This is a genomic window from Azoarcus taiwanensis (genome assembly GCF_012910885.1).
GTDB lineage: Bacteria > Pseudomonadota > Gammaproteobacteria > Burkholderiales > Rhodocyclaceae > Azoarcus_F > Azoarcus_F taiwanensis.
In genome coordinates this window covers 1-24,964 of the sequence record NZ_WTVM01000001.1, presented here as the reverse complement: position 1 = coordinate 24,964, position 24,964 = coordinate 1, and the positions used below count along the sequence as shown (strand labels likewise).

Here is a 24,964-nt window from a genome sequence, read left to right as displayed (position 1 = left end):
CGGGTGAGTATCCGGTTCATTGTTAAAATGCTCGATTCGATGCGGACTCGGCATGCATGCAGCGGCGAACCGCGAGTGATCGCCCGCTTGCGATTGTAGCCAAGTCCGCCGGACCGTATTCGACATGGACAACACTTCTCCGCCTGACAGACAGACAGCGGCCTCATCCGAGCAGCGTTCGGGCAGTGCGTTGAATCGCGCGCTGGTCAATGTGGGCATGCTTGTAGTGTTCGCCGTCCTGTTGTCAGCGCTGGTTCTGCGCGAAGTCGTGATGCCGAGGGCGCAGGACTACGTACCCACCGTCGAAGCCGCGCTGGAGCAGGCAATTGGCGCCCCGGTTCGTATCGAGTCGCTTTCCGCCGATTGGCACGGATTCCGGCCCCGCCTGCATGTTCGCGGACTGCGCGTCGTCGGCCCGCAAGGCGAGACGGTGCTCGGCTTCGATGAGGTTGATGCCACGCTGGCGTGGTCATCGCTCGCGCTGTGGCAACCCCACTTTCACCGCCTGGTCATCCACTCACCCCGGCTAACGGTGCATCGTGAGATCGATGGGCGTATGGGGGTGGGTGAGATCGGCCTCGAGCGCGAGCAGGCGGTCGAGAACCAGGCTGCAAGTGCGCTGCTTGCATGGGCGCTGGCTCAGCGTGAGGTGTTGATGCTCGGCGCCAGGGTGCAATGGCTGGATTGGTCGCGTGCCGCGGCTCCACTGGTGGTCGAGCAAGTGGATTTCCGCTTGACCTCGGAGCTTGGGCGCCACCGCTTCGCTATCCGCACCTCGGCCCTGGGCCACTTGTGGCAGGGGCTCGAACTGCGCGGGGATCTCGACAGTCCCGACGCCTTCGATCGTGAGACCTGGAATGGTCAGCTCTACTTCGCCATCGACGAGCTGGATTTCACCGCAGCCCAGTTCTGGCTGGATCTGCCCGAGATGCCGGGTGGCTACGGCAATCTGAGGGCCTGGCTCGATTTGAGGCGCGGGGTGATTCAGGCCGCAACCCTCGACCTTGCGCTGGCTGATCTCGCGGTTCGCCTGGCTCCGGCGCTGCCGCGACTCGAACTCACCGACGTCGACGGCCGAATCAGCATCGCGTCGCTCGACCGCTTCTCACTCTCTTTAAGGGGACTGGGTTTTACTGCCGCCGATGGCGAGCGCGTCGGCCCGCTGGATTTCGAACTGGAAACCGACGGCCCGCTGGATCGGTTTGCCCGCGGGGCGCGGGTGTCGTTCGACCGGGCTGATCTCGCACAGGCCGGCAGGCTGGCCGGCTACCTGCCGTTGTCGTCCGAGATGCGTGAGCTGATCGAACAGACGCAGGTCTCGGGCGTCGTCAGGGACTTCCGGGCGGATTGGCGGCAAGGGGGCTCCTCTGTGGTTCAGTGGCAGTTACGTGCCACCTTCGACGATTTCTCGTCGCAGGCGATCGGGCAGCTGCCGGGCGTCACCGGTTTAACGGGCATGGTCGACGGCGACCGCGATGGCGGTCGGTTCCGGGTCGCAGCCAGCGAGGCGGCGGTGTCGCTGCCCGCGGTTTTTCCGAACCCGACCATTCCTCTGGAGCAGATCTCGGGCGAGGGCAGCTGGGCTCGCCGTGATGGCCAATACGCGATTTCGGTCAGTGAGCTGCGCTTCGAGAATGAAGACGCGGCTGGCACCTTATCGGGTGCTTACCGGCTCGGGGTAGGGCGACGAGGAGAAATCGACATGGTCGCGCGCCTCACGCGTGGCGATGGGGCTGCGGTGCCACGCTATCTGCCGCTTGTGATGAATCCAGCCGCACGGAGTTGGCTGGCATCGGCGCTCGAGGGCGGCACTATCCAGGATGCACGGCTGCAGTTGCGCGGAGAGCTCGATCGCTTTCCGTTCGATGATGGAGCGGAGGGCCAGTTTCTGGTGACTGCGCGGGTGTCCGGGGTCGGCCTCGATTATGCGGAGGGCTGGCCGGCAATCGACGACATCGATGGCGAGCTGCGCTTCGAGGGCCGTGGCATGCGCATCGAGACCGAGCGCGCGAACATACTCGGCGTGGCGCTTGGCGACGTGGTCGCGGAGATTCCGGCGTTTGGTGCAGAGGGAGGCGAACTGCTCAGCGTCAGCGGGCAGGCGCGCGGGGCGACGGCCGATTTTCTGCGCTTCATCGAACAGAGCCCGGTGCGTGGCGTTGCCGGCGCCTTCACCGATGGCATCCGGGCGACAGGGAACGGGCAGCTGAACCTGGAACTGGCGCTGCCGATTCGCAACCTGTCTGCGACACGGGTCAATGGTGAATACGGCTTCAGCGGCAATCGCCTGAGTCTTATCGAGGGTTTGCCGGAAGTGACCGAGGCGCGAGGTCGCGTGCGATTCTCAGAGCGCAACTTCGAGATACCCGAGGCAACCGGCAGAATGCTGGGCGAGGCCTTGAGAGTGCGCGCCAGCACCGACGAAGGCGGCCGTGCGCGTTTTCGCGCCGAGGGGGGCGCGACGGTGCGCGGCCTGCGGGAGCATCAGGATTGGCCGTGGCTGGTCCATCTTTCGGGCAGCACTGCCTGGAGCGCGGACATCGATGTCGTCGAAGCGGGGGTCGATGTGCGTGTCGAGACCGCACTCGAGGGCGTTTCGTCCAGTCTGCCGCAGCCCCTGAACAAGCGAGCGACGGAGCCGTGGCCAAGTGTTTTCGAGATGCGGCTGCGCGAGCGCGGCGCAGTGCGGACGATTGCGCTCGATCTCGGCGGGCGTGCATCGCTCGCGCTGGCGCTCTCCGGTCAGGGCGATGCGATGCGGCTCAGCCGTGGTGGTATGGCATGGGGTCGGGCGCTGGACGAGATCGACGCAGGCATCAAGATCACCGCCGCGTTCGATGCACTGGATGCCGACGCCTGGCGACGCGCGGTGTTCACCGGCAATGGCGAGGACCGGGGCTGGCTCGCCGCCTTGTTCGCGCAGGGCGCGGCCGATGTCTCACTCGGTCGCTTGACGCTCTTCGGTCAGGATTTTCGTGATGCCGAACTCGGTGCCCTCTTTGATGCGAGAGGCTGGCGCGGGCGTGTTGCGAGCGACCGTGTCGCCGGCAGTTTCGACTGGCGGGAAACTGATGGCGGCGTGCTCTCGGCGCGGCTGACCAGGCTTGCGCTCGGCCAGGCCGGCGAACGCCCTGCGGAGACGACGGCGCGTGACGAAGACGCGGAGCCGCTGCGCCGGCTGCCCGCGCTGGACATCGTGGCTGACGATTTTGTTCTCCGTGGTCGCAGCCTTGGTCGCCTTGCGCTGGAAGCCAGAAACGAGAATCCGTTCTGGCGTCTCGACCGTTTCGAGATCGCCAATGACACGGATCGACTCCGCGGGTCGGGTCGTTGGTTGACCGGGAGCGACCTGCTGACCGAGCTGGACTTTCGCCTCGAATCCAGCGATGTCGGCGCCCTGCTTGGACGCGTGGGCTATCCCGACGTGGTCAGTCGCGGTCGAGCCAGTCTGGAGGGCAGGGCGAGCTGGCAGGGGACGCCGTTGCGATTGCATTATCCGTCTCTGTCAGGCGCATTTGACGTCGATGCGGCCGACGGCCAGTTTCGCCAGCTTGAGCCCGGGGTGGGGCGTCTTCTCGGTGTGTTGAGCCTGCAGGCTCTGCCGCGCCGTCTGGCACTCGACTTTCGCGATGTGTTCAGTGAAGGTTTCGCCTTCGAAAGCGTTTCCGGTAGCATCACCATGGATCGTGGGGTGATGGCCACCGAGGATCTGCGGATTGCCGGACCCGCGGCCAAGATCTGGGTCACCGGCAAGGCTGATCTCAACCGCGAAACCCAGGACTTGCGTGTCATCGTGCAGCCCACGCTCAGCGAATCGGTTGCAGTCGGCGCGGCTGCGGGCCTGATCAACCCCGTGGCCGGTGTCGTCGCGCTGCTCGCACAGCGGATCATGGCCGATCCGATCGAACGCATGTTTGCCTACACGTATGAGATCACCGGTACCTGGGCGGACCCCCGGGTGGAAAAACTGAGCGGTACGGCGCGCGGTACCGAGGGTTCTCAGGAGCCAGTTCAATGACGCAGCAAGCTGTGAATGCCGTCGGTGGTCAGATCGCCGCGGTGCAAATGGTGTCGGGGCCGGATGTCGGCCCCAATCTTGAGGTGGCTGCCCGTCTCGTCGCCGAGGCCGCGGAGGGCGGGGCGCAGCTTGTCGCGCTGCCGGAGTACTTTGCGATCATCAGTGGCGACGAGCGCGCCAAAGTCGCTATCCGCGAGCGTGATGGCGTGGGCCGGCTCCAGGACTTTCTCAGCGAAACCGCCAGTCGCCACGGCATCTGGCTGGTTGGCGGCACGGTGCCATTGGTTGCCGAGGCCGATGGCAAGGTGCGCAACACGACGTTGGTGTGCGGACCGGACGGAAAGCGGGTGGCCCGCTATGACAAGATTCATTTGTTCGGCTTTTCGCGCGGGCAAGAACGCTACGACGAAGCCGAAACCATCGAGCCTGGCGACAGCGTGGTCACCTTCGATTCGGCAGTCGGTCGGGTGGGGCTCTCCGTGTGTTACGACCTGCGCTTTCCGGAGCTCTATCGGGCAATGGGTGCGGTGGATCTGATTCTGGTGCCGTCGGCGTTCACCTACACCACCGGCAAAGCGCACTGGGAAATACTGCTGCGTACCCGTGCGATCGAGAATCAGTGCTATGTGATGGCGCCGGCTCAGGGCGGGCGCCATCCCAGCGGCAGGGTGACCTGGGGCCACAGCATGATCGTCGACCCCTGGGGCGAGATTCTGGCCTGTCGCGACGAGGGGGAGGGCGTGGTTGCCGGGCTGCTCGAGCCGTCCCGCATTGCCGCGGTGCGCGAGAGCCTGCCTGCGCTGCGCCACCGCCGTTTGTGAACCGGGCGCCTCATTGATCGTTTTACCGTGTCGCTTGTCCCACAAGCGTTCGCGTATTCACTGGAAGAAAGCATGACTCATCAGACTGACGCTCTCGCAATCGCCGATCGTTACCTGCTTGACCCCAACCAGCTTGGTCACGCGGAGATCGAGCGGGTCTTCGGCACTCTGTTGCACCATCGGCTCGATTATGCCGATCTGTATTTCCAGTATCACCGGTCCGAGGCCTGGAGCCTGGAAGAGGGCATCGTCAAGTCCGGCAGTTTCAACATCGAGCAGGGCGTCGGCGTTCGCGCGGTGTCAGGCGACAAGACCGCCTTCGCCTATTCTGACGATATCTCCTTGCCGGCGCTGACCGCCGCGGCGGAGGCGACGCGGGCGATCGCCGATGCCGGCGGCAGCGGCAAGGCAGCTGCGACATCTCGGCGTCGCGCCGACAAGGCGCTCTACCGCGCTGACGATCCGCTGGGTTCGCTCGACGATGCCGCGAAGGTTGCCTTGCTCGAGAGGCTCGAGGGATTTGCGCGTGCCGAGGATCCTCGGGTGACCCAGGTCATGGCTCATGTCGCCGGCACCTGGGAGGTCGTGCTGGTGGCCCGGAGTGACGGCCGGCTTGCGGCCGATGTCAGGCCTCTGGTGCGGGTGTCGCTATCGGTCATCATGGAAGAGAACGGCCGCCGCGAGCAGGGTAGTGCAGGCGGTGGCGGTCGCTTTGACTATGCCTGGTTCGACGACGAGCGGCTGCGTGAATACGCCAGGGCGGCGGTGCATCAGGCGCGGGTCAATCTCGGTGCCGGACCCGCCCCGGCCGCTACGATGACCGTCGTGCTCGGACCGGGCTGGCCCGGCATCCTCTTGCACGAAGCCATCGGCCACGGGCTCGAGGGCGATTTCAACCGCAAGGGCAGTTCGGCGTTTTCGGGCCGGATCGGCCAGCGGGTCGCCGCGCCCGGGGTCACGGTGGTTGACGACGGCACCATCGCGGATCGTCGCGGTTCGCTGACCATCGACGACGAGGGCAATCCTACCGAACGCACGGTACTGATCGAGGACGGCGTCCTCACCGGCTACATGCAGGACATCATGAATGCCCGTCTGATGGGTGTGGCGCCGACCGGTAACGGCAGGCGTGAGTCGTATGCTCACCTGCCGATGCCGCGGATGACCAACACCTACATGCTCAATGGTGGGCATGATCCGGAGGAGATCCTGCGCTCGGTGAAGAAGGGCCTGTATGCGGTGAACTTCGGCGGCGGACAGGTGGACATCACCTCGGGCAAGTTCGTTTTTTCGACTTCCGAGGCCTATCTCATCGAGAACGGCCGGGTGACCCGTCCGGTCAAGGGGGCGACCCTGATCGGAAACGGCCCGGACGCGCTGACGCGGGTGTCGATGATCGGTAACGACATGGCGCTGGATCCCGGTGTGGGCACTTGCGGCAAGGAGGGGCAGAGTGTGCCGGTGGGGGTCGGGCAACCGACTCTGCGTATCGATGGTCTGACTGTCGGCGGCACTGCCTGAGGATTGGCAGCCGGTACCGGGTGGATGTCCGGCACTATGCTTATGGCGTCTTGTCTGCCCGCCCGGGCTTGTTTGTAAAGATATCTTTCCCCGCGCCGGGAATCATGCGGCAGGGGCGTAAACTGTGCAGCTCAACGTCGTATTGAATCGAGGTGGGGCTGCGGCGGCGATCGGCCGTTCCGAGTGCCCGTCCCGATGCTTGCCAGGAGAAATCATGTTCAACAAGCCCAATCTCTTTCCCAAGACCAACGAACCCCAGGCGCTGCGCAGTGGTCGCCCGGCAGGCGCCCCCACGGGTGCAACCGGCGGGATGAGTGATTCAGGCGGTATGCCCCGCGAAAGTGGCAGCGCACCGTCCTCGAGTTTTGGTGCCGGCAGTGCGCTCGCGAGTGCATCGCGCCGGGAAGAGGCTGCCAAGCCTGGCGAGAGCCGGCTCATCGTTGGCCCGGACGTCAAGCTCAAAGGTGCCGAAATCCTCGACTGCGACACCCTGGTCGTCGAAGGTCGGGTCGAGGCGACGATGGACAGTCGTGTGCTGCGCATTGCCGAGAATGGTTCGTACTCGGGTACCGTTGGTATCGACGTTGCCGAGATCAATGGCAGCTTCGACGGTGAGCTCACCGCGCGCAGTCAGTTGATCATCCATGCTACCGGCAAGGTGAGCGGCAAGATCCGCTACGGCAAGATCTTTATCGAGGAAGGCGGCCAGATCTCTGGTGATATCCGCGCACTCGACGCTGGCGATGCCGGGCGCCGGGTGGCCGGCGCATCGACGTCGTCAGCGAAGCCCGAAGCCGCAGAGAGCAAGACGGAGACCGGCACCTGATCCGCGTCATGCCCGGTCTCATCGCAGGGTGACGACCGGGATGCCCTTGAGGCCTCCCGCGCGGGCCTGATCGAGCATTTTTTCGGGTACCGCATCGGCGAGAACTGGCGCGAGGCCCAAGCGATGCGCGAGCGTCGCCTCCTGCTTCAACACTTCGGCAAGGCAGCGAGCCTTGACATGGCCGAAGCCCCGAATCCGCTCGGCGAGCGAGGCCAGTTCCGTAGCGGTTGCGAGGTTCTCGCTCGAGAGCCGCGGCAGCAGCGATTCGATCAACGCCGCGTAGTGTTCAGACAACGCACGCTCCATGCGCCGCTCGGGGTTGCGTCCAAAGGGGTCGAGCCAGGTGCCGCGAAGCCGTTTGCCTCGTGCCAGCCAGCGCATGGCCTTGTGCATCCATGAGCCGTAGCGGACCTTGGCCGGTGGTCGCCCGTCCTTGCTCCTGACCAGAATCGGGGGTGCCATGTGGAAGGCGAGGGTGAAGTCGCCGTCGAAGGTCTCTTCCAGTGCCTGACGGAAGCGCCCGTCGGTGAACAGCCGTGCGACCTCGTATTCGTCCTTGTAAGCGAGAAGTTTGGCGTAACCGCGCGCCACCGCGTGGGTGAGCGGCAGTGCCGGATCGGCGCCGAGCGCCTCTTCTGCGGCACGGGTGCGCGCGACCAGTTCGGTGTAGCGGGCGGCATAGGCGGCGTCCTGGTAGCCGGTCAGGTGTTGCACTCGATGTGCGACGAGCCCCTCGAGCGTCATCGGCTCCGGCTTTGGCTCCTCCGCCAGCTCCAGCACCGTGGCTAGCTGCTCTGCGGTCAGCCGGCCGAGGTGGAAGGCCATGCGGTTCATCTCCACCGCGACACCGTTGAGTTCGATCGCCCGTTCGATTGCGGCCAGCGAAACCGGCACGCGGCCACGTTGCCAGGCATAGCCGAGGAGCAGCATGTTGGCGCCGATCGAGTCGCCCAGCAGACGCAGAGCCAAATCATAGGCATCCACCATCTCGAGTGCATCCGCACCGGCGGCGAAGCGAAGCTTGTCCTCGAGTGCCTCGGCATGCAGGCTGGCGTCCGGGTTGCGCACGAAGGTGTCGGTGGGGTTTCGATGGCTGCTCGCAATGATGCGGGTACGCCCGTGGCGTACTGTCTGTAGCGCGTCGGCGCTGGCGCCGACGACCAGGTCGCAGGCAAGAAGCAGGTCGGCCTGCTGGGTATCGATGCGGACCTGATTGAGCAGTTCCGGCCGCCTGGCCCAGCGGATGAAAGCCAGTACCGCGCCACCCTTCTGGGCGAAGCCCATGAAATCGAGCTGCGAGCTGGCGAAGCCGTCCAGGTGGGCCGCCATACTGACCAGCGCCCCGATGGTGACCACGCCGGTGCCGCCGATGCCGGTGATCAACATGTCGTAGGGTGCATCCTCGAGCTTCGGTCGGGGCTGCGGCAGGTGTTCGATGAGCTCGCCGAGGCGGTCGCCGGACAGCCTCGCAACGCGCTTGCGCAAACGAGCGCCTTCGACCGATACGAAGCTTGGGCAGAAGCCCTGCACACAGGAGTAATCCTTGTTGCATGAGGATTGCTCGATCTGGCGTTTGCGGCCGAGCTCGGTCTCCAGCGGCAGCACCGACAGGCAGTTTGACTGCGTGCCGCAATCGCCGCAGCCCTCGCAGACCTCGGCGTTGATGAAGATTCGTCTGTCCGGGTCGGGATACTCTCCCTTCTTTCGCCGGCGCCGCTTCTCGGCTGCGCAGGTCTGGTCGTAGATCAGACAGGTTACGCCGTCTATCACGCGCAACTCGCGTTGAACGGCATCGAGCTCGCCGCGGTGGTGAAAATTAGTGCCTGGCGGGAACAGACTCTCCTGGCCGCGGTACTTTTCCGGTTCGTCGCTGACGATGGCGAGCTTTCGTACCCCTTCAGCCTCCACCTGCCGCGCGATGCGTTCGACGCCGATGACGCCGTCCACCGGCTGGCCTCCGGTCATCGCCACCGCGTCGTTGTAGAGGATCTTGTAGGTGATGTTGGCGCGTGCCGCGATCGCCTGACGGATGGCGAGCACACCTGAGTGGAAGTAGGTGCCGTCGCCGAGGTTCTGGAACACGTGCTTGCGACCGGTGAAGCGGCTGTGAGCCGCCCAGTCCACGCCCTCGCCCCCCATCTGAATCAGGCCGGTGGTCGACCGCTCCATCCAGGAGGCCATGAAATGACAGCCGATGCCGGCCTGCGCTATCGAGCCTTCCGGTACCCGGGTCGATGTATTGTGCGGACAGCCGGAGCAGAAGTAGGGCAGTCGCCGCACCGCGTCGCCTTCGTTCGACAGCAGTTCCGGTGCGGTGAAGTCGCGCACATGTTCGCGACGGTCCAGCGCCGGTTTGTGCGCTGCCAGCCATTCTGCAAATGCCGGCATGATGCGTGACGGGCGCAACTCACCGAGGGCGGAAAGCAGTGGGGGTCCCTCGCGGTTTTGCTTGCCGATCACGACCGGCCGCGCGCCGCTCCGGTTGTAGAGCATCTCCTTGAGCTGGCGCTCGACGACGGGTGCCTTCTCCTCAATGACCAGCACCTCGCGCAAGCCGCTCACCAGCGCATCGATACGGGTCGGCTCCAGCGGAAACACCAGGCCGACCTTGTAGATCCGGATGCCTGCCTGCTCAAGATCTTTCAGCGACAGCCCTAGACGACGCAAAACTTCGAGGAAGTCGTAGTGGGCCTTGCCGACGGTGACGATGCCAAGGTCGGCCTGTGCTGCGGTTGTTATCCAGCGGTCGATGCTGTTGTCGCGGGCGAAGGCGCGCACCGCGTCGAGCTTGAGCTCGAGGCGGGCCTCGAGGGCGAGGCTGGGCAAGTCAGGCCAGCGGTAGTGCAGACCGCCACCCGGCGGCGCAAAGTGCGCTGGTGGTGGAAAATCCGTGCGCACCCGGTCGAGATCGACGGTCATGCCGCTTTCGACAACTTCGGAGATGGCCTTGAAGCCCACCCAGTTGCCCGAAAAGCGGGACAAGGCCCAGCCGTAGAGACCGAACTCCAGGTATTCGGCGACGTTGCCCGGGTGCAGCACCGGCATGCTCCACGACTGCATCGTGAGGTCGCTCTGGTGCGGCATCGACGAGGACACACAGCCGTGGTCGTCGCCCGCCACCACGAGTACGCCGCCGTTGGGTGACGAACCATAGACGTTGCCGTGCTTGAGCGCGTCGCCGGCACGGTCCACACCCGGCCCCTTGCCGTACCACATGGCGAATACGCCATCGACCTCGCGATCGGGGTCGTTCTCCACCTGCTGGCTGCCGAGCACCGCGGTGCCGCCGAGTTCCTCATTGATCGCCGGGAGGAACTCTATGTGTGCGTCGGCGAGCATGCCTCTGGCCTTCCACAGCGCCTGGTCGAATCCGCCGAGTGGCGAACCCCGGTAGCCGCTGATGAAACCCGCGGTTTCCAGCCCACGGCTGCGATCGAGGGCGGCCTGCATCAGGGGCAGGCGCACCAGCGCCTGAATGCCGGTCAGAAACACTGTGCCGCCCCCGGCCTTGAGATTGTCGGTCAGGTGGTAACCGTTGCGGACGACGGGCTCGGATTCGCGGGGGATGTCGACTTCAACGGTCGGCAAGTCGCCCCCGCCCACTTGTGCGGCATGGCTTTGCATTGTCTCTCTCCGTTAGCGCCTGGCATCGCAGTGCGTGCCGGCGCATTCTTGTGTTTTTTCAGTCTAGAGCTGCGGAGTGGATCATGCGTTCCTATTCATTCGCGATTCGGAGTATCTTGAGAATAACTTGACTCCAATCAGAACATTAGAGGAATGAGAATGCTTGATCGGATTTCCCGTCGTTTGCTGTACGAATTGCAGAAGGACAGCCGGCTGTCAGTACAGGAGTTGTCGCGCAGGGTCGGCCTGTCGGCGACACCGTGCTGGCGGCGGCTAAAGGAAATCGAGCGTGCCGGACTGATACGTCGTCACACTGTGCTGATCGACCGTGAAGCCGTCGGGCTCAAGGAGTGCCTGCTCGCACATGTCACCCTGTTGCGGCACGCGGGCAATACGGTCGAGGAGTTCGAGCGGGCGGTGCTGGCCCATCCCGAGGTGATCGAGTGTTACAGCACCACCGGCGATGCGGACTATATTCTCAAGGTCGTCGTCGAGGACATGAAGGCCTACGACCGTTTTCTCCATCAGCGCATCTTCACGCTGCCCGGTGTTGCGAACGTGAGGACCGCGGTGGTGCTGCGGGAGGTCAAGTACGACACGGTCTTGCCGGTGGAGGCAGCGTGAGCGGTCGAGCGTGGGACGCCGATCAGTTGGGCGCGCGTGTATCGACGTTGTCGTCGGCAGCGAGCTGCAGGGTCGGGTAGATCCAGTTGCCTTCCCACGCAGTGCGCACCAGATTCGGGTAGGTTGCTCGACCGAGACTGCCGTTGTAACGCCCGAGCGCGCGGAAGAGGTCGCCTTTTTCGATGTCGAGATAATGGCGCAGGATGATGCTGCCGTAGCGCAGGTTCGTGCGCATGTGGAACAGGTTGTCGTCGGGCCGGCCGATGACATCGACCCAGAAGGGCATGATCTGCATGTAGCCGCGCGCGCCCGCGCTGGAAATTGCGTACTTGCGGAACGCGCTTTCCACCTGAATGACAGCCAGCACCAGCTGCGGGTCGAGGCCGGCGCGGGTGGCCTCGTAGTGGATGGTGACCAGCAACTCTTCGCGGTAGCGTTCGTCCGGCACCCAGCGGCGCAGGCGCTCGGACATCGTGGTGAGCCAGCGCTCGCGCTCGATCTCGTCCTCGATCAGCAGTTCCGGCACACCGCGATCACTCACCGCAGCGTGAAGCGCAGCACGCACGCTCGCAGACATTGGCTCGTACTGCTGCGGCCCGGCCATCGCAGGCAACGCCATAGAGCAGCCGATGGCCACTGCCAGAATGCCTGTTACGCGACGCGGGATGCGGCCGAGAGACATGGTGTCAGCTCGCTGTTGTCAGCTTGCCGCGGATGAAGTCGACCGCCTGGGCGAGCGGGATTTGCAGTGCTTCGACGTCACGTCGCCCCTGGTACTCGATGAGCCCGTCCTTGAGACCTCGGTCCCCGATGACGACCCGGTGAGGTACGCCGATGAGCTCCCAGTCGGCAAACATCACGCCCGGCCGTTCGTTGCGGTCGTCGAGGATGACATCGATGCCGGCCTCCAGCAGAGACTCGTAGAGCCGGGTAGCATGCTCGCGGACCGCGTCTGACTTGCCGAGACCCACCGGGCACAGCACGAGCTCGAACGGGGCGATGGCCTGTGGCCAGATGATGCCGCGCGCGTCGTTGTTCTGCTCGATTGCCGCACCGAGGATTCGGGTCACGCCGATGCCGTAGCAGCCCATCTCCATGTGCTGTTCGCGCCCGTTTTCGTCGAGGAAGCGGCAGCACATCGCTTCGGAGTACTTGGTGCGCAGCTGGAAGATGTGGCCGACTTCGATGCCACGGCAGATTTCCAGCGACCCCTTGCCGTCCGGCGAGGGGTCGCCGGCGACCACATTGCGCAAGTCGGCGACTTCGGGCTCTTCGAAGTCGCGGCCGATGTTCGCGCCGACGTAGTGCCAGTCATCGTCGTTGGCGCCGATGACGAAATCGGCCATTGCAGCCACCGTGCGATCCATTATCACCCGCCCCTTGAAGCCGATCGGGCCGAGCGAGCCGGGGTTGGCACCGAAAGCCACGAGGATGTCCTCCGGCGAGGCGAAGGTCAGCGGAGACAGTATGCCCTCGATCTTTTGTGCCTTGATCGCGTTGAGTTCGTGGTCGCCGCGCACCATCAACAGCACCGGCTCGCCCGCAGGCGTTTCGTCGCCTTTGACGACGATCGCCTTGACTGTGGTTTCGACCGGGATCTTGAGATAGTCGGCCAGATCCGCAATGGTCTTGACGCCAGGGGTATGCACCTTCTCCAGGCTGCGCGAGGGGCTGGGGCGTGCGACGCCCGGGCCGAACGCTTCGGCCAGTTCCACGTTGGCGGCGAAGTCGGAGTCGGGACAGTAGGCGATGTCATCCTCACCGGTCTCGGCGATGACATGGAACTCGTGCGAGCCGGTGCCCCCGATTGATCCGGTGTCGGCCGCCACCGCGCGGAAATCGAGGCCGAGCCGGGTGAAGATGCGGGTGTAGGTGTCGTACATGTTGCGGTATTCCCGCTCGAGATCCGCGTAGTCGGCGTGGAATGAATAGCCGTCCTTCATCGTGAACTCGCGCCCGCGCATGACGCCGAAGCGCGGGCGGATCTCGTCGCGAAACTTGGTCTGCACCTGGTAAAAGTGCCTGGGTAACTGGCGATAGCTCTTCAGCTCGCGGCGCGCGACGTCGGTGATTACCTCTTCGTGGGTCGGGCCTACGACGAAATCGCGGTCATGGCGGTCCTTGAGGCGCAGCAGCTCGGGTCCGTAGGCCTCCCAGCGCTGAGACTCCTGCCACAGTTCGGCCGGTTGCACCGCCGGCATCAACACCTCGATCGCACCCGCGCGATTCATTTCCTCGCGCACAATGGTCTCGACTTTGCGCAAGGAGCGAAGACCCATTGGCATCCAGGTGTAGATGCCGGCCGCGACCTTGCGAATCAGTCCGGCGCGAAGCATGAGCTTCTGGCTCGTGACTTCGGCGTCGGACGGGGCTTCCTTGAGAGTGGAGATGAAGAAACGGCTGGCGAGCATTCTTTGGGTGTCCGGGCAACAGGGTGTCAAAGTCGCGATTCTAGCAGTCTGGCAGCAATCGCAAGACGGTGTGCTGCATACCGGACGGTCGCGGCCACTGCGTTCCGCTGTATTGCCCAGTCGGTGTGCCGACGGGCGCACGAATGGAACCGGGAACCGGCGTCAGTGCGCGCTTTCAAACCACCGGCTTCTGTGGAAAAATTGCAACAATTCAAGAATCAAGGGTTAGATCATGCTCGATCGGGAAGGCTATCGCCCGAACGTCGGCATCATTCTGGTCAATGCGCGTAACGAGGTTTTTTGGGGAAAACGTGTTCGAGAGCATTCCTGGCAATTCCCGCAAGGTGGCATCAAGCATGGCGAATCACCACGCCAGGCGATGTACCGGGAACTGTACGAGGAGGTCGGGCTCAAGCCGGAACACGTCAAGATCCTGGGTCGAACGCGCGGCTGGTTGAGGTACGACGTTCCGAAACACTGGATCAGGCGCGAGTGGCGCAATACCTACAAAGGACAAAAGCAGGTCTGGTTTCTGCTGCGTCTGGTAGGGCGCGACAGCGATGTCTGCTTGCGAACCTGCCGCAAGCCGGAGTTCGATGCCTGGCGCTGGAGTGAGTACTGGGTGCCGCTGGACACGGTCATCGACTTCAAGCGCGGGGTTTATCAACAGGCATTGTCCGAGTTGGCTTTGCATTTGTTCCGGCACCGCGCGTTCGAACTGCCCGAGGCCTATCGATCGCTGGCCGAAGCGCGCGACGTCTGACTCGACGGATTCTTTCTCGAAACGGGGATCGCCGGTTGCGATCCTCGTTTTGTTGTGCCTGGCCCGATAAACGGAGTCTATTCAGGTATTAGCTAATCGCAATGACCTGCGTGTTGTCGCTTGGTCTAGAGTGGTCGCACTGGAACGTATCCAGAATCATTCTTTGGGTGCGTTACGGTCCTCTACACCACTTCGTAGCGACAGGAGAGAAGGATGCCTCAATTGAAAGGATCGAAGACCGAAGCCTGTTTGAAGGAAGCGTTCGCAGGTGAATCGCAGGCCAACCGTCGGTATCTGTACTTCGCGAACAAGGCCGACATCGAGGGTCAGAATGATGTTGCTGCGCTGTTCCGCTCCACCGCCGAAGGTGAAACCGGCCACGCCCATGGTCATCTCGAGTTTCTCGAGCAGTCGGGCGATCCGGCGACCGGCATGCCGATCGGCGCTACCCGTGAGAATTTGATGTCCGCGGTGGCCGGTGAGACCCACGAGTACACCGACATGTACCCCGGTATGGCCAAGACGGCGCGCGAGGAGGGGTTCGACGAGATCGCCGACTGGTTCGAGACGCTTGCCAAGGCCGAGCGTTCTCACGCCAACCGCTATCAGAAGGCGCTTGACGCGCTGGTTGACTGAGCGTTGCCCCCGGTGCCCGGGCTTGCGCACCGCGCAGCCCGGGTTTTCATGTGCCGTGCGCGGGCACGACCCGGCACGGCGTGGTCTGCTGATTCCCCCGCATGCAACGTGAGGAGTGGCCATGAGCGTACGCGAAGGAAACCTGGAGGCGCCAACGCGGCACCCCCTGGACTGGAAGAGCCCGGACTTCTACAACGAAGAGAAACTGAACGAAGAGCTGGAGCGCGTCTTCGACATCTGCCATGGGTGCCGCCGCTGTTTGAGTCTTTGCAACGCGTTTCCGGTCCTGTTCGATCTCGTCGACGAAACCGAGGAGGGCGAGGTTGAGGGGGTGGCCAAGCGGGACTTCTGGAAAGTGGTCGACCAGTGCTACCTGTGTGACGTCTGCTACATGACCAAGTGTCCCTACGTTGCGCCGCACCCGTGGAATCTGGACTTTCCGCACCTCATGCTGCGTGCGAAGGCGGTCAAGCACAAGAAGGGCGAGACCACGCTCCGCGACAAGCTGCTTTCTTCCACCGATACGCTTGGCAAGTTCGCCGGCATTCCGATTGTCACCGCCACGGTGAATGCGGTGAACAAGACCGGTGCAATGCGCTCGGCGATGGAGCGCATGCTCGGCGTCGACAAGAAGGCGTGGATACCACCCTACGCACCCAAGAAGTTCCGTGCGATAGCGCCCAAGTCCGATGCGCCCAAGGTGATCGATGGTGAGCGCACGCCCGGCAAGGTGGCGATCTACGCGACCTGCTACATCAACTTCAACGAGCCCGGGATCGGTCGCGACCTGCTCAATGTGCTTCGTTACAACGAGATTCCCTACGTCATCGTCGAAAAGGAAGCCTGCTGCGGCATGCCCAAGCTCGAGCTGGGCGCCCTGGACGCGGTCGCGGCCAACAAGGAGGTGAACATGCCCCGGTTGGCGAAGCTCGCAGCCGAGGGCTACGCGATCGTGACGCCAATTCCATCCTGTACCTTGACCTTCAAGCAGGAACTCCCGCTGATGTTCCCCGAGTGCGCCGAGACCCAGGTGGTCAAGGGGGCAATGTGGGACCCGTTCGAATACTTCATCGCCCGCCACAAGGATGGGCTGTTGAAAACCGACTTCAAGACTCCGCTGGGCAAGGTTGGCTACCACGTGCCGTGTCATTCACGCGTGCAGAACGTCGGCAAGAAGACCGCCGAAACCCTGCAGCTCATACCCGATACCGAGGTGAAGGTCGTGGAGCGCTGCTCGGGTCATTCCGGCACCTGGGGGGTCAAGAAGGAATATCACGCCACCGCGATGAAGATTGGCCGGCCGGTCTTCAGGGCGATGGGCGAGGCCGAGCCGGACTACATCAGTTCGGATTGCCAGCTGGCCGGGCATCACATCGAGCAGGGTATGGCGGAGGCCGGCATGAAGAAGGCCGAAATGGCCCATCCCCTGACGCTGCTCGCCAAGGCTTACGGCCTCACCGACTAACCGAATGAGTGGAACGATGATGATGGCAACCAAGATTACCCCCGAATCCCTGCTTTCGCTCGAGCAATACCACAAGCAACGCCCGCAGATTCGCGAGCGCATCATCGCGCTGCGCAAGCGGCGCACCGTTCATCTGGGCGAACATCTGACCCTGATTTTCGAAAACGAGGAGTTGATGCGTTACCAGATCCAGGAAATGTTGCGGGTTGAGAAGATCTTCGAGAGCGAAGGCATTCAGGATGAGCTCGATGCTTACAATCCGCTCGTGCCGGATGGCAGCAACTTCAAGGCGACGATGATGATCGAGTACACCTTGGAGCTCGAGCGCAAGGCTGCGCTCAGGCGGCTGCGGGGCATCGAGAACCAGGTGTTCGTCGAAGTCGAGGGGCAGAAGCGCGTGTATGCGATTGCGGATGAGGATCTCGAGCGAACCACGGAGGACAAGACCTCGGCGGTGCACTTCCTGCGCTTCGAGCTCACCCCGCCGATGTGCGCCGCGCTCAAGTCCGGCGCTCAGATGAAAGTCGGATGCGATCACAAGGAGTATCCGATGCACCTCGACGGCCTGTCACCCGAGACGCTCGCCGAGCTGGTATCCGATCTGGACTGAGAGACGCGAGCGACCGCACAAGCTGGAGTGGCTCTGCTAACATTCGCTCATGGCTTCGATCGATTCGTACTTCTTCCTGAATCCCCGCAGGGCCTTGGGTCTGGCGGGGTTTTTGTTTTTTCTCGGTGCCGCTTCAGGCGTGCAGGCCGGGCTCTTTTCCGACCCCGACCCGAACTGGGCCGAAGGTGTAGTCAGCTACCCTGAACCGCCTGCGGAGTCCTCTCTGCGTCAGTTTTTCGTCAGTGCCGCCAGTTCAAACCGTTTCTACCTGGACGAGCGTACGCTGACAGTAGGTGACGACGGCGTGATTCGCTATGTGTTGATCGTGCGTACACCGGGAGGTGCCGAGAACGTGAGCTTCGAAGGCATCCGGTGCGCAACAGGTGAGCGGCGAATCTACGCCCTTGGCCGCGCCGACGGAGAATGGGCGCCGGCGCGGCGCTCCGAATGGGAGCCCATCATCGACAACGCTTACAACCGGCCGCGGGCCGCGCTCGCCTTCGACTATTTCTGCGACGGGCCGGCGGCGCCGCGCTCGGCTGCGGAAGCGCTGCGCCTGTTACGGCAGGACCGGCGGCGTGTGACGCCTTGAACCTTGGATCAGGCGCTTACGTCGAGCGTCGATCCGGAGTGGAGCCAACATGATTGACCAGGCCATCATTCAGTTCGACCGTGCCCTGCGAACGCTTTTTGCGCCAGCTGCGAGTGCGAGACCGACGCCCGGTGCCGAAGCGCCGGATCTGACCCATGACGAGGGCGAGCGCCGAACCGCAGCCGCGCTGATGAGGATCAACCATTGCGGGGAGGTGTGCGCGCAGGCCCTGTACCAAGGGCAGGCGATCACGTGTCGATCAGAGTCGGTGAAGCGGGAGCTCGAACAGGCATCGCGCGAGGAAACCGAGCATTTGGCCTGGACCGAGCAACGGATTGCCGAGCTCGGCGGACACAAGAGCCTCCTCAATCCGATCTTCTATGCGGGCTCCCTGTCGCTTGGCATGCTTGCCGGCAGACTGGGCGATCGCTGGAACCTCGGCTTTCTGGCCGAGACCGAGCGTCAGGTTGAGGCGCACCTGTCCGATCACCTGGAGCGCTTGCCGGAAGGTGACGCGCGGTCGCGCGCCATTCTCGAGCAGATGCGTGAAGACGAACGGGAACACGCGGATATGGCAGTGCGCCTCGGTGCGCATGACTTGCCAATGCCAGTGAAGGGACTGATGAGGGTCATGTCCAGGGTCATGACCGCCACGAGCTATCGGATCTGACCGCCTCGACCTCTTTCGGTTCGGATGCGAGGGGCGTCAGTCGCTATCGACGACCTCGTAATCATGGGTGATTTCGGCGGACTTGCCGAGCATGATCGATGCCGAGCAGTATTTCTCCGCCGACAGCTTGACCGCCCGTTCTACCGCCTCGGCCTTCAGGCCCTTGCCGCTGACGACGAAATGGAAATGGATATGGGTGAACACCTTGGGGTCGGTCTCGGCACGGACCGCACTCAATCGGACTTCGCAGTCGCGAACGGGGTGACGCCCTCTCTTCAGAATAAGCACGACGTCGAAAGCGCTGCAGCCGCCGGCCCCCGCCAGCAGCATTTCCATCGGACGCGGAGCGAGATTGCGCCCTCCTGCCTCAGGTGCGCCATCCATCGCCACGAGATGACCTGAGCCGGTTTCCGCTACGAACGCTGCATCACCAATCCACTTGACCGAACATTCCATGCCTGACTCCAATCCAGTTTTGGGCTGCCTCTCGATCCGGGGCGGCCGGAGGCAAACAGTCGCGGCATTGTAGCGGATGTAGTTCGACGGGTAGCCGGCCCGTCCGAGACTCAAAGCGTGACGAATGCGTGGTGCAGTGCAGCAATTGCGTCGCCCGAAACGGGTATTCTGCGGATTGACGTCAGAGCAAACGAGATTCTCGACGAAGCGAATTGAGCCAGATCAAGAGAAACGGGGTGTATAAATTCAGTCTATCGCGAAATCAAAAGATTTGTAGTGCGGCGCACAAAAAACACTTGCGGCCTGGGAGATGGGTGTGGATAATCATTCTCAACCGAATCGAATTGCTCGATTCACCCGGTGTCTCCTCCACCCTCCTCCTTTGGTGTGGATTTAACGCAGTCCCACGCGGACTGCGTTTTTTTTGCATTCTTTCGCCCATCGGGTTTGACACCTGGCGGGCGCTTCATTTAACATTGCGAGCTTTCCGTTTATTGGCCGTCTCGCGAGGCCGGACAAGATCGAGGATTCGAATGAAAACGTTTTCTGCCAAGCCGCATGAAGTCACGCGCGATTGGTTTGTTGTCGATGCATCGGACAAGGTTCTTGGCCGTCTCGCAGCAGAAGTAGCCCGTCGTCTTCGTGGCAAGCACAAGGCCATCTACACTCCGCACGTCGATACCGGCGACTACATCGTCGTCGTCAACGTCGACAAGCTGCGGGTGACCGGCAACAAGGCCACCGACAAGAAGTACTACCGTCATACCGGTTTCCCGGGCGGTATCTACGAAACCAGTTTTACCAAGATGCAGCAGCGCTTTCCGGCGCGCGTGCTCGAGAAAGCAGTGAAGGGAATGCTGCCGAAGGGTCCGCTGGGCTACGCGATGCTCAAGAAGCTGAAGTGCTACGCGGGTGCAGAGCATCCGCACAGCGCGCAGCAGCCCAAAGTTCTCGAGATCTGACAGGAGCCGATCCATGGCTGTTAGCTACAACTACGGTACCGGCCGTCGCAAAACCGCGGTCGCACGTGTCTTTATCAAGCCGGGCAGCGGCAACATCGTCGTCAATGGCAAGCCGGTAGACGAGTTCTTCTCGCGTGAAACCGGTCGTATGATCGTTCGCCAGCCCCTGGTTCTAACCGAAAACGAGAACCGCTTCGACATCATGGTCAACGTCGTTGGCGGCGGTGAGTCTGGTCAGGCGGGCGCAGTGCGTCACGGCATCACTCGTGCGCTGATTGATTACGACGCTGAGCTCAAGGGCGAACTCCGCAAGGCGGGTTTCGTGACTCGTGATGCTCGCGAGGTCGAGCGTAAGAAAGTCGGCTTGCGCAAGGCGCGTCGTCGCAAGCAGTTCTCCAAGCGCTAATTCAAACGCGCTTCGTCAGAAAGCCGCCCGAGGGGCGGCTTTTTGTTTCTGGCGAGCGTGAGATAATGTCGGCGTTCTTCAGCGCCTCTTTCAAGGAGATTTACGCATGATCAAGGTTGGTGTCGTCGGTGGTACCGGATACACGGGCGTGGAGCTCCTGCGACTGCTTGCCAGGCATCCGGGGGTGGCGCTGCAGGCCATTACCTCCCGAGGTGATGCAGGCACTGCAGTCGCCGACATGTTTCCGAGTCTCCGCGGGTGGGTCGATCTGGCTTTCGTGACGCCTCAGGACGCCGATCTGGCTGCATGCGATGTCGTCTTCTTCGCCACGCCCAATGGCATCGCGATGAATCAGGCGCGCGAGCTGGTGGATGCCGGCGTGCGCATCGTCGATCTAGCCGCGGACTTCCGTATCCGTGACGTCGCCGAGTGGCAAAAGTGGTACGGCATGGAGCACGCGGCCCCCGAGCTGGTCGCTGAAGCCGTCTATGGGTTGCCTGAATTGAACCGTGAGCAGATTCGTGGTGCGCGGGTTCTTGCCAATCCCGGTTGCTACCCGACCGCCGTGCAGTTGGGTTTTCTGCCGCTTATTGAAGCTGGACTCGTCGATCTCGAACGACTGGTGGCCGACGCCAAGTCTGGTGTCTCCGGTGCTGGGCGTAAAGCGGAAATCCACACGCTTCTTGCCGAGGCGGCTGACAGCTTCAAGGCATACGGCGTTGCGGGGCATCGTCATCTGCCGGAGATCCGACAGGGGTTGTCGCTGTTGAGCGGACAGCCAGTCGGCCTGACCTTCGTGCCACATCTGCTGCCGATGATTCGCGGTATTCACGCAACCCTCTATGCGACGCTGACCGGTGAGGCCGACCTTCAGGCCTTGTTCGAGAGCCGCTATCGAGACGAGCCCTTTGTCGATGTCATGCCTGCGGGGGCGCACCCCGAGACGCGCACGGTTCGTGCAAGCAACATGTGCCGCATCGCCGTTCACCGTCCGCAGGGCGGTGATGTGGTCGTCGTGCTGTCGGTTATCGACAACCTGGTCAAAGGTGCGGCGGGACAGGCTGTACAGAACATGAACATCATGTTTGGTCTGGATGAGCGCGCCGGACTGGACATCGTTCCGGTGAGCCCCTGAACGAATCTGCAGGTTCGAACCGCACCGAGGCAGTGCAGTGTGGTGGAACTAGGTCTAAAATCGCAAGTCCAACAGCGCAATCGGGCAAACGTCGAATCAGACACATGAGTGACGCCCCGAAACTCAACAGAGGAGTGACAATGAATACTGCAGTCGAAACCCCAGAACTGCTCGTCTTCACGGACAGCGCCGCCAACAAGGTCAAGGAGCTGATCGACGAGGAAGGCAATCCCGACCTCAAGCTTCGTGTCTTCGTAAGCGGTGGCGGTTGCTCCGGGTTTCAGTATGGTTTCACCTTCGATGAAGAGGTGAATGAAGACGACACGCCGTTTGAGAAGAACGGCGTAACCTTGCTCGTCGACCCCATGAGCTATCAGTACCTGGTCGGCGCCGAGATCGATTACACCGAGGGGATCGAAGGTTCTCAGTTCGTGATTCGCAATCCGAACGCGACAAGCACCTGCGGTTGCGGATCCTCGTTCTCGGCCTGAATGCCGTCCGCTGTCGAAAAAAAAGGGCTCCTGCGGAGCCCTTTGATTTTCTGACTGCTTGAAATGCTTAGTCTTGCAGCCTGGCGACAGCCAATGGCTGGTAGTTCAGCAATGCCAGGCGGTCCAGCATGGGAGCAGTGTCGACCTTGAACCGGCCAATTTCGTCCTTGCTGAGTGGCTGAACCTGGGGAAGGGCAATCTTCATTGGGTCGTGCGGCACATTGTTGATGCGGATCTCGTAGTGCAAGTGCGGCCCGGTTGCCCACCCGGTCATCCCAACGTAACCGATGATCTGCCCTTGACGTATCCGCTGGCCGTTGGAAAGGCCCTTCGCGAAACCGTTCATGTGCGCATACAGCGTCGAATAGTTGTCTCGGTGCTGCAGAATGACGGTGTTGCCGTAACCGCGCTGGCTGCCTACAAAGCTCACTCGTCCATCGGACGAAGCCATGATCGGCGTGCCGGTAGGTGCAGCGAAGTCAGTGCCGTTGTGGCTTCGCCAGTTGCGGTGAATGGGATGCATCCGACGACCGAAACTCGAGGAAATTCGCGTGAATTCCAGCGGATAGCGCAGGAAGGCCTGGTTCAGGCCGCGGCCGTCGGGCGTGTAATAAGCTTCATTCCCATCGGCTTCGCGATAGAGGACGACGGTATGGGTCTGGCCCTGGTTCACGAATTCGGCTGCGAGAATGCGGCCGGCACTCACCGGGACGCCTTGGTCGTACACCGTTTCATAAACTACGCTGAAACGATCGCCTTCGCGCAGGTCACGTGTGAAATCGATCTGAGTACCGAAGATCTGGGCGAAACGGTTGGCGACGCTTTCCGGTACGCCGGCGGCGTCGGTCGCGCCGTAAAGCGAGTGCGTGATTGTCCCGGAACGCATCTCGACCAAGGTGTCGACTGCGGCCACGCTCTCGCCAACCTTCTCGATGCCGTTGGGGGTTCGTTCGATAATGAACCGTTCGGCGCCCCGTCCGACGGGAAGGTTCAGGCTCGACAGCAACCCCTCCGCATTCGTGGTCGCGACGAGAGACCTTCCCGCGCGAAGTTGGCGCAACACGTTGCGCGCATCTTCGTCGCTCATCAGAAACGCGATGACTTCGGCGTCGGAGATGCCCAGACGGCGAAGTATCGTTTGAATCGTGTCGCCGGGCTGGATCCGTTCGTCGAACACATAGGGCAGGGCGCTGTCATGTTCAACAGTCACCATTTCCGGAATGCCCAGTCGCTCGATGACGAGCTCCGGTTCGAAAGGCATCTGATTGTCGCCTGGTGCCACTGCAGTTGCCACCACGGCGCCGAGGAGTGTTGTTGCGACCAGCGCACTCAATACCGAATAACGCCTGACAGGTGAGTATTTGCCCGGGCGTTCCGCTAGAATCTCGGCTTTTTCCGTCTGCATGTGATCCCTTTGGCAAAAAATTTGTACGATTCTACCAAAAGTTTGCACATTGCCGCATAGTCTGGAGGGTTTCTGATGTATGTCAGCGAGGCGCTCGCGCACATCAAACGTGGTGCCGAGGAGCTTATCGTCGAATCCGAGCTGGTTTCGCGCCTTGAGGCCGGTCTGCCGCTGCGCGTCAAGGCCGGTTTCGATCCGACTGCACCTGATCTGCACCTCGGCCACACCGTGCTCATCAACAAGCTCCGCCATTTCCAGGAGTTGGGTCACGAGGTCATGTTCCTCATCGGCGACTTCACCGGAATGATTGGTGATCCGTCCGGCAAGAACACAACCCGCCCGCCGCTTTCGCGCGAGCAGATCCTCGAGAACGCGAAAACCTATCAGGAGCAGGTGTTCAAGATCCTCGATCCGGACAAGACGAGGATCTGCTTCAATTCCGATTGGATGGAAGGTCTTGGCTCCGCCGGCATGATCCGGTTGGCGTCTCTGCATACCGTTGCACGGATGCTGGAGAGAGATGACTTCTCGAAACGCTATGCCACTGGGCAGTCGATCGCGATTCACGAGTTCCTCTATCCTCTTTGTCAGGGCTACGACTCCGTGGCGATGAAGGCGGACGTCGAGCTCGGCGGGACGGACCAGAAATTCAACCTTCTGGTGGGAAGGGAGTTGCAGCGACACTATGGTCAGGCGCCGCAGTGCGTGCTCACAATGCCTCTTCTGGAGGGGTTGGATGGCGTCAATAAGATGTCGAAGTCGCTGGGCAACTACATCGGTATCTCCGAAGCGCCGCGCGAAATCTTTGGCAAGGTGATGTCGGTCTCCGACGACCTGATGTGGCGCTACTATGAGCTGCTGTCCTTCCGTCCGCTGACCGAGATCGAAAGCATGCGCGCTGCCGTGGCGGAGGGGCGAAACCCCCGCGACATCAAGGTGCTCCTGGCGCAGGAGCTGGTGGAGCGCTTTCACAGCAGACGCGAGGCCGAGGAGGCTGCCGAAGATTTCGAGGCCCGTTTTCGTCGCGGGCAGTTGCCCGACGACCTGCCTGAGGTGGTCGTGCAGGCTGCCGAGGGTGGGCTTTCGATAGTGCAGGTTCTCAAGCAAGCGGGCCTAACGGGGTCTACCTCGGAGGCGATGCGAATGATCGCACAGGGTGCGGTGCGTCTTGATGGTGAGCGAATCGACGACAAGGATCTCGTGCTCCCGACTGGGGAAGCCGTCGTGCTGCAGGTTGGGAAGCGACGGTTTGCGCGCGTAACGCTGCGTTGAGGGTCGTGTTCCGATCCAAAAGTGATCCAACTGGAGTTGACGCTGCGTTTGTTCTGTTTATAATGCGCGGCTTGCTTCGGCGGCGGGTTGTTTTTGTGGCTGTCGGGGTTGGAGGGGGAAGTGAAGCGCGTTTGGATTTGAGTGCTTCTGGGGGTTGACGAGTTGTTTGGTCTTCTTCATAATTCCGCTTCTTCGCTGCTTGGTCAGCGGTTCTTTAAAAATTTGAACAACCGATAAGATGTGGGTGCTCGGTATT

Annotated in this window: 22 protein-coding genes; 16 read left to right on the top strand and 6 right to left on the bottom strand. The window is 62.3% G+C overall.

What is annotated here, in order from left to right; translation table 11 throughout:
• The first annotated feature begins 124 nt into the window (after window positions 1–124).
• The 4 genes from GPA21_RS00105 (at window position 125) to GPA21_RS00090 (ending at window position 7,186) form a co-directional block, all read left to right on the top strand.
• Entirely contained in the window at window positions 125–4,018 is a 3,894-nt protein-coding gene (locus tag GPA21_RS00105; RefSeq protein WP_168986172.1) for a YhdP family protein, read from the top strand.
• Entirely contained in the window at window positions 4,015–4,839 is an 825-nt protein-coding gene (locus GPA21_RS00100; RefSeq protein ID WP_168986171.1) for a carbon-nitrogen hydrolase family protein, read from the top strand. Before GPA21_RS00105 ends, GPA21_RS00100 begins: the two co-directional genes overlap by 4 nt.
• 72 nt (window positions 4,840–4,911) lie before the next feature.
• Window positions 4,912–6,360, top strand: a complete 1,449-nt coding sequence (tldD, locus tag GPA21_RS00095) for a metalloprotease TldD (protein ID WP_168986170.1) — start codon at window positions 4,912–4,914, stop codon at window positions 6,358–6,360.
• Window positions 6,361–6,574: 214 nt separating this feature from the next.
• On the top strand, window positions 6,575–7,186 hold the full coding sequence (locus GPA21_RS00090; RefSeq protein WP_168986169.1) for a bactofilin family protein: 612 nt from the start codon (window positions 6,575–6,577) through the stop codon (window positions 7,184–7,186).
• Between the two features lie 18 nt (window positions 7,187–7,204).
• Here the strand turns inward: GPA21_RS00090 and GPA21_RS00085 are convergent, their stop codons facing one another.
• On the bottom strand, window positions 7,205–10,810 hold the full coding sequence (locus tag GPA21_RS00085) for an indolepyruvate ferredoxin oxidoreductase family protein (RefSeq protein ID WP_168986168.1): 3,606 nt from the start codon (window positions 10,808–10,810) through the stop codon (window positions 7,205–7,207).
• 159 nt (window positions 10,811–10,969) lie between these two features.
• Between GPA21_RS00085 and GPA21_RS00080 the strand changes: the two genes are divergently transcribed.
• Complete coding sequence (locus tag GPA21_RS00080; protein WP_211163345.1) at window positions 10,970–11,434, top strand: Lrp/AsnC family transcriptional regulator; 465 nt, start codon at window positions 10,970–10,972, stop codon at window positions 11,432–11,434.
• A gap of 22 nt (window positions 11,435–11,456) precedes the next feature.
• On the opposite strand, the gene GPA21_RS00075 is transcribed toward GPA21_RS00080, so the two are convergent.
• Together GPA21_RS00075 and GPA21_RS00070 are read right to left on the bottom strand one after the other, a co-directional pair.
• Window positions 11,457–12,116 (bottom strand): lytic transglycosylase domain-containing protein, encoded by a 660-nt coding sequence (locus tag GPA21_RS00075; protein ID WP_168986166.1) that lies wholly within the window; start codon window positions 12,114–12,116, stop codon window positions 11,457–11,459.
• Window positions 12,117–12,120: 4 nt separating this feature from the next.
• Window positions 12,121–13,845 (bottom strand): proline--tRNA ligase, encoded by a 1,725-nt coding sequence (locus tag GPA21_RS00070; protein ID WP_168986165.1) that lies wholly within the window; start codon window positions 13,843–13,845, stop codon window positions 12,121–12,123.
• A 232-nt stretch (window positions 13,846–14,077) separates the two neighbouring features.
• Between GPA21_RS00070 and GPA21_RS00065 the strand changes: the two genes are divergently transcribed.
• From GPA21_RS00065 to coq7, 6 genes are all read left to right on the top strand, one after another.
• Window positions 14,078–14,608 carry an RNA pyrophosphohydrolase gene (locus GPA21_RS00065; RefSeq protein WP_168986164.1) on the top strand — a complete coding sequence of 177 codons (531 nt, stop codon included), beginning with the start codon at window positions 14,078–14,080 and terminating at the stop codon, window positions 14,606–14,608.
• Between the two features lie 213 nt (window positions 14,609–14,821).
• A complete protein-coding gene (locus GPA21_RS00060) occupies window positions 14,822–15,244 on the top strand; it encodes a rubrerythrin family protein (protein ID WP_168986163.1) in 423 nt (140 codons plus the stop codon).
• Between the two features lie 121 nt (window positions 15,245–15,365).
• On the top strand, window positions 15,366–16,709 hold the full coding sequence (locus tag GPA21_RS00055; RefSeq protein ID WP_168986162.1) for a heterodisulfide reductase-related iron-sulfur binding cluster: 1,344 nt from the start codon (window positions 15,366–15,368) through the stop codon (window positions 16,707–16,709).
• A gap of 22 nt (window positions 16,710–16,731) precedes the next feature.
• Window positions 16,732–17,319, top strand: a complete 588-nt coding sequence (locus GPA21_RS00050; RefSeq protein ID WP_211163344.1) for a DUF3501 family protein — start codon at window positions 16,732–16,734, stop codon at window positions 17,317–17,319.
• Between the two features lie 49 nt (window positions 17,320–17,368).
• Window positions 17,369–17,911, top strand: a complete 543-nt coding sequence (locus GPA21_RS00045) for a CNP1-like family protein (protein WP_168986160.1) — start codon at window positions 17,369–17,371, stop codon at window positions 17,909–17,911.
• Window positions 17,912–17,960: 49 nt separating this feature from the next.
• Entirely contained in the window at window positions 17,961–18,581 is a 621-nt protein-coding gene (gene coq7 / locus GPA21_RS00040; RefSeq protein WP_168986159.1) for a 2-polyprenyl-3-methyl-6-methoxy-1,4-benzoquinone monooxygenase, read from the top strand.
• A 36-nt stretch (window positions 18,582–18,617) separates the two neighbouring features.
• On the opposite strand, the gene GPA21_RS00035 is transcribed toward coq7, so the two are convergent.
• On the bottom strand, window positions 18,618–19,037 hold the full coding sequence (locus GPA21_RS00035; RefSeq protein ID WP_168986158.1) for an OsmC family protein: 420 nt from the start codon (window positions 19,035–19,037) through the stop codon (window positions 18,618–18,620).
• 533 nt (window positions 19,038–19,570) lie between these two features.
• Between GPA21_RS00035 and rplM the strand changes: the two genes are divergently transcribed.
• The 4 genes from rplM to erpA all read left to right on the top strand — a co-directional run bounded on the left by rplM (window position 19,571) and on the right by erpA (window position 22,031).
• Window positions 19,571–19,999, top strand: coding sequence for a 50S ribosomal protein L13 (rplM, locus tag GPA21_RS00030; RefSeq protein WP_168986157.1), 429 nt, complete (start codon window positions 19,571–19,573; stop codon window positions 19,997–19,999).
• Between the two features lie 13 nt (window positions 20,000–20,012).
• On the top strand, window positions 20,013–20,405 hold the full coding sequence (gene rpsI / locus GPA21_RS00025) for a 30S ribosomal protein S9 (protein WP_168986156.1): 393 nt from the start codon (window positions 20,013–20,015) through the stop codon (window positions 20,403–20,405).
• A gap of 106 nt (window positions 20,406–20,511) precedes the next feature.
• The gene (argC, locus tag GPA21_RS00020; protein ID WP_168986155.1) at window positions 20,512–21,540 is read left to right on the top strand and encodes an N-acetyl-gamma-glutamyl-phosphate reductase; all 1,029 of its coding nucleotides are present in this window, start codon (window positions 20,512–20,514) and stop codon (window positions 21,538–21,540) included.
• A gap of 140 nt (window positions 21,541–21,680) precedes the next feature.
• The gene (gene erpA / locus GPA21_RS00015) at window positions 21,681–22,031 is read left to right on the top strand and encodes an iron-sulfur cluster insertion protein ErpA (RefSeq protein ID WP_168986154.1); all 351 of its coding nucleotides are present in this window, start codon (window positions 21,681–21,683) and stop codon (window positions 22,029–22,031) included.
• A 67-nt stretch (window positions 22,032–22,098) separates the two neighbouring features.
• On the opposite strand, the gene GPA21_RS00010 is transcribed toward erpA, so the two are convergent.
• Window positions 22,099–23,538, bottom strand: a complete 1,440-nt coding sequence (locus GPA21_RS00010) for a peptidoglycan DD-metalloendopeptidase family protein (RefSeq protein WP_339379824.1) — start codon at window positions 23,536–23,538, stop codon at window positions 22,099–22,101.
• Here GPA21_RS00010 and tyrS point away from each other — a divergent pair.
• On the top strand, window positions 23,512–24,708 hold the full coding sequence (gene tyrS / locus GPA21_RS00005) for a tyrosine--tRNA ligase (protein WP_168986153.1): 1,197 nt from the start codon (window positions 23,512–23,514) through the stop codon (window positions 24,706–24,708). The genes GPA21_RS00010 and tyrS overlap by 27 nt on opposite strands.
• Window positions 24,709–24,765: 57 nt before the next feature.
• Here the strand turns inward: tyrS and GPA21_RS20580 are convergent.
• The coding region (locus GPA21_RS20580; RefSeq protein ID WP_211163343.1) for a hypothetical protein at window positions 24,766–24,964 on the bottom strand (199 nt) is incomplete at its 5' end.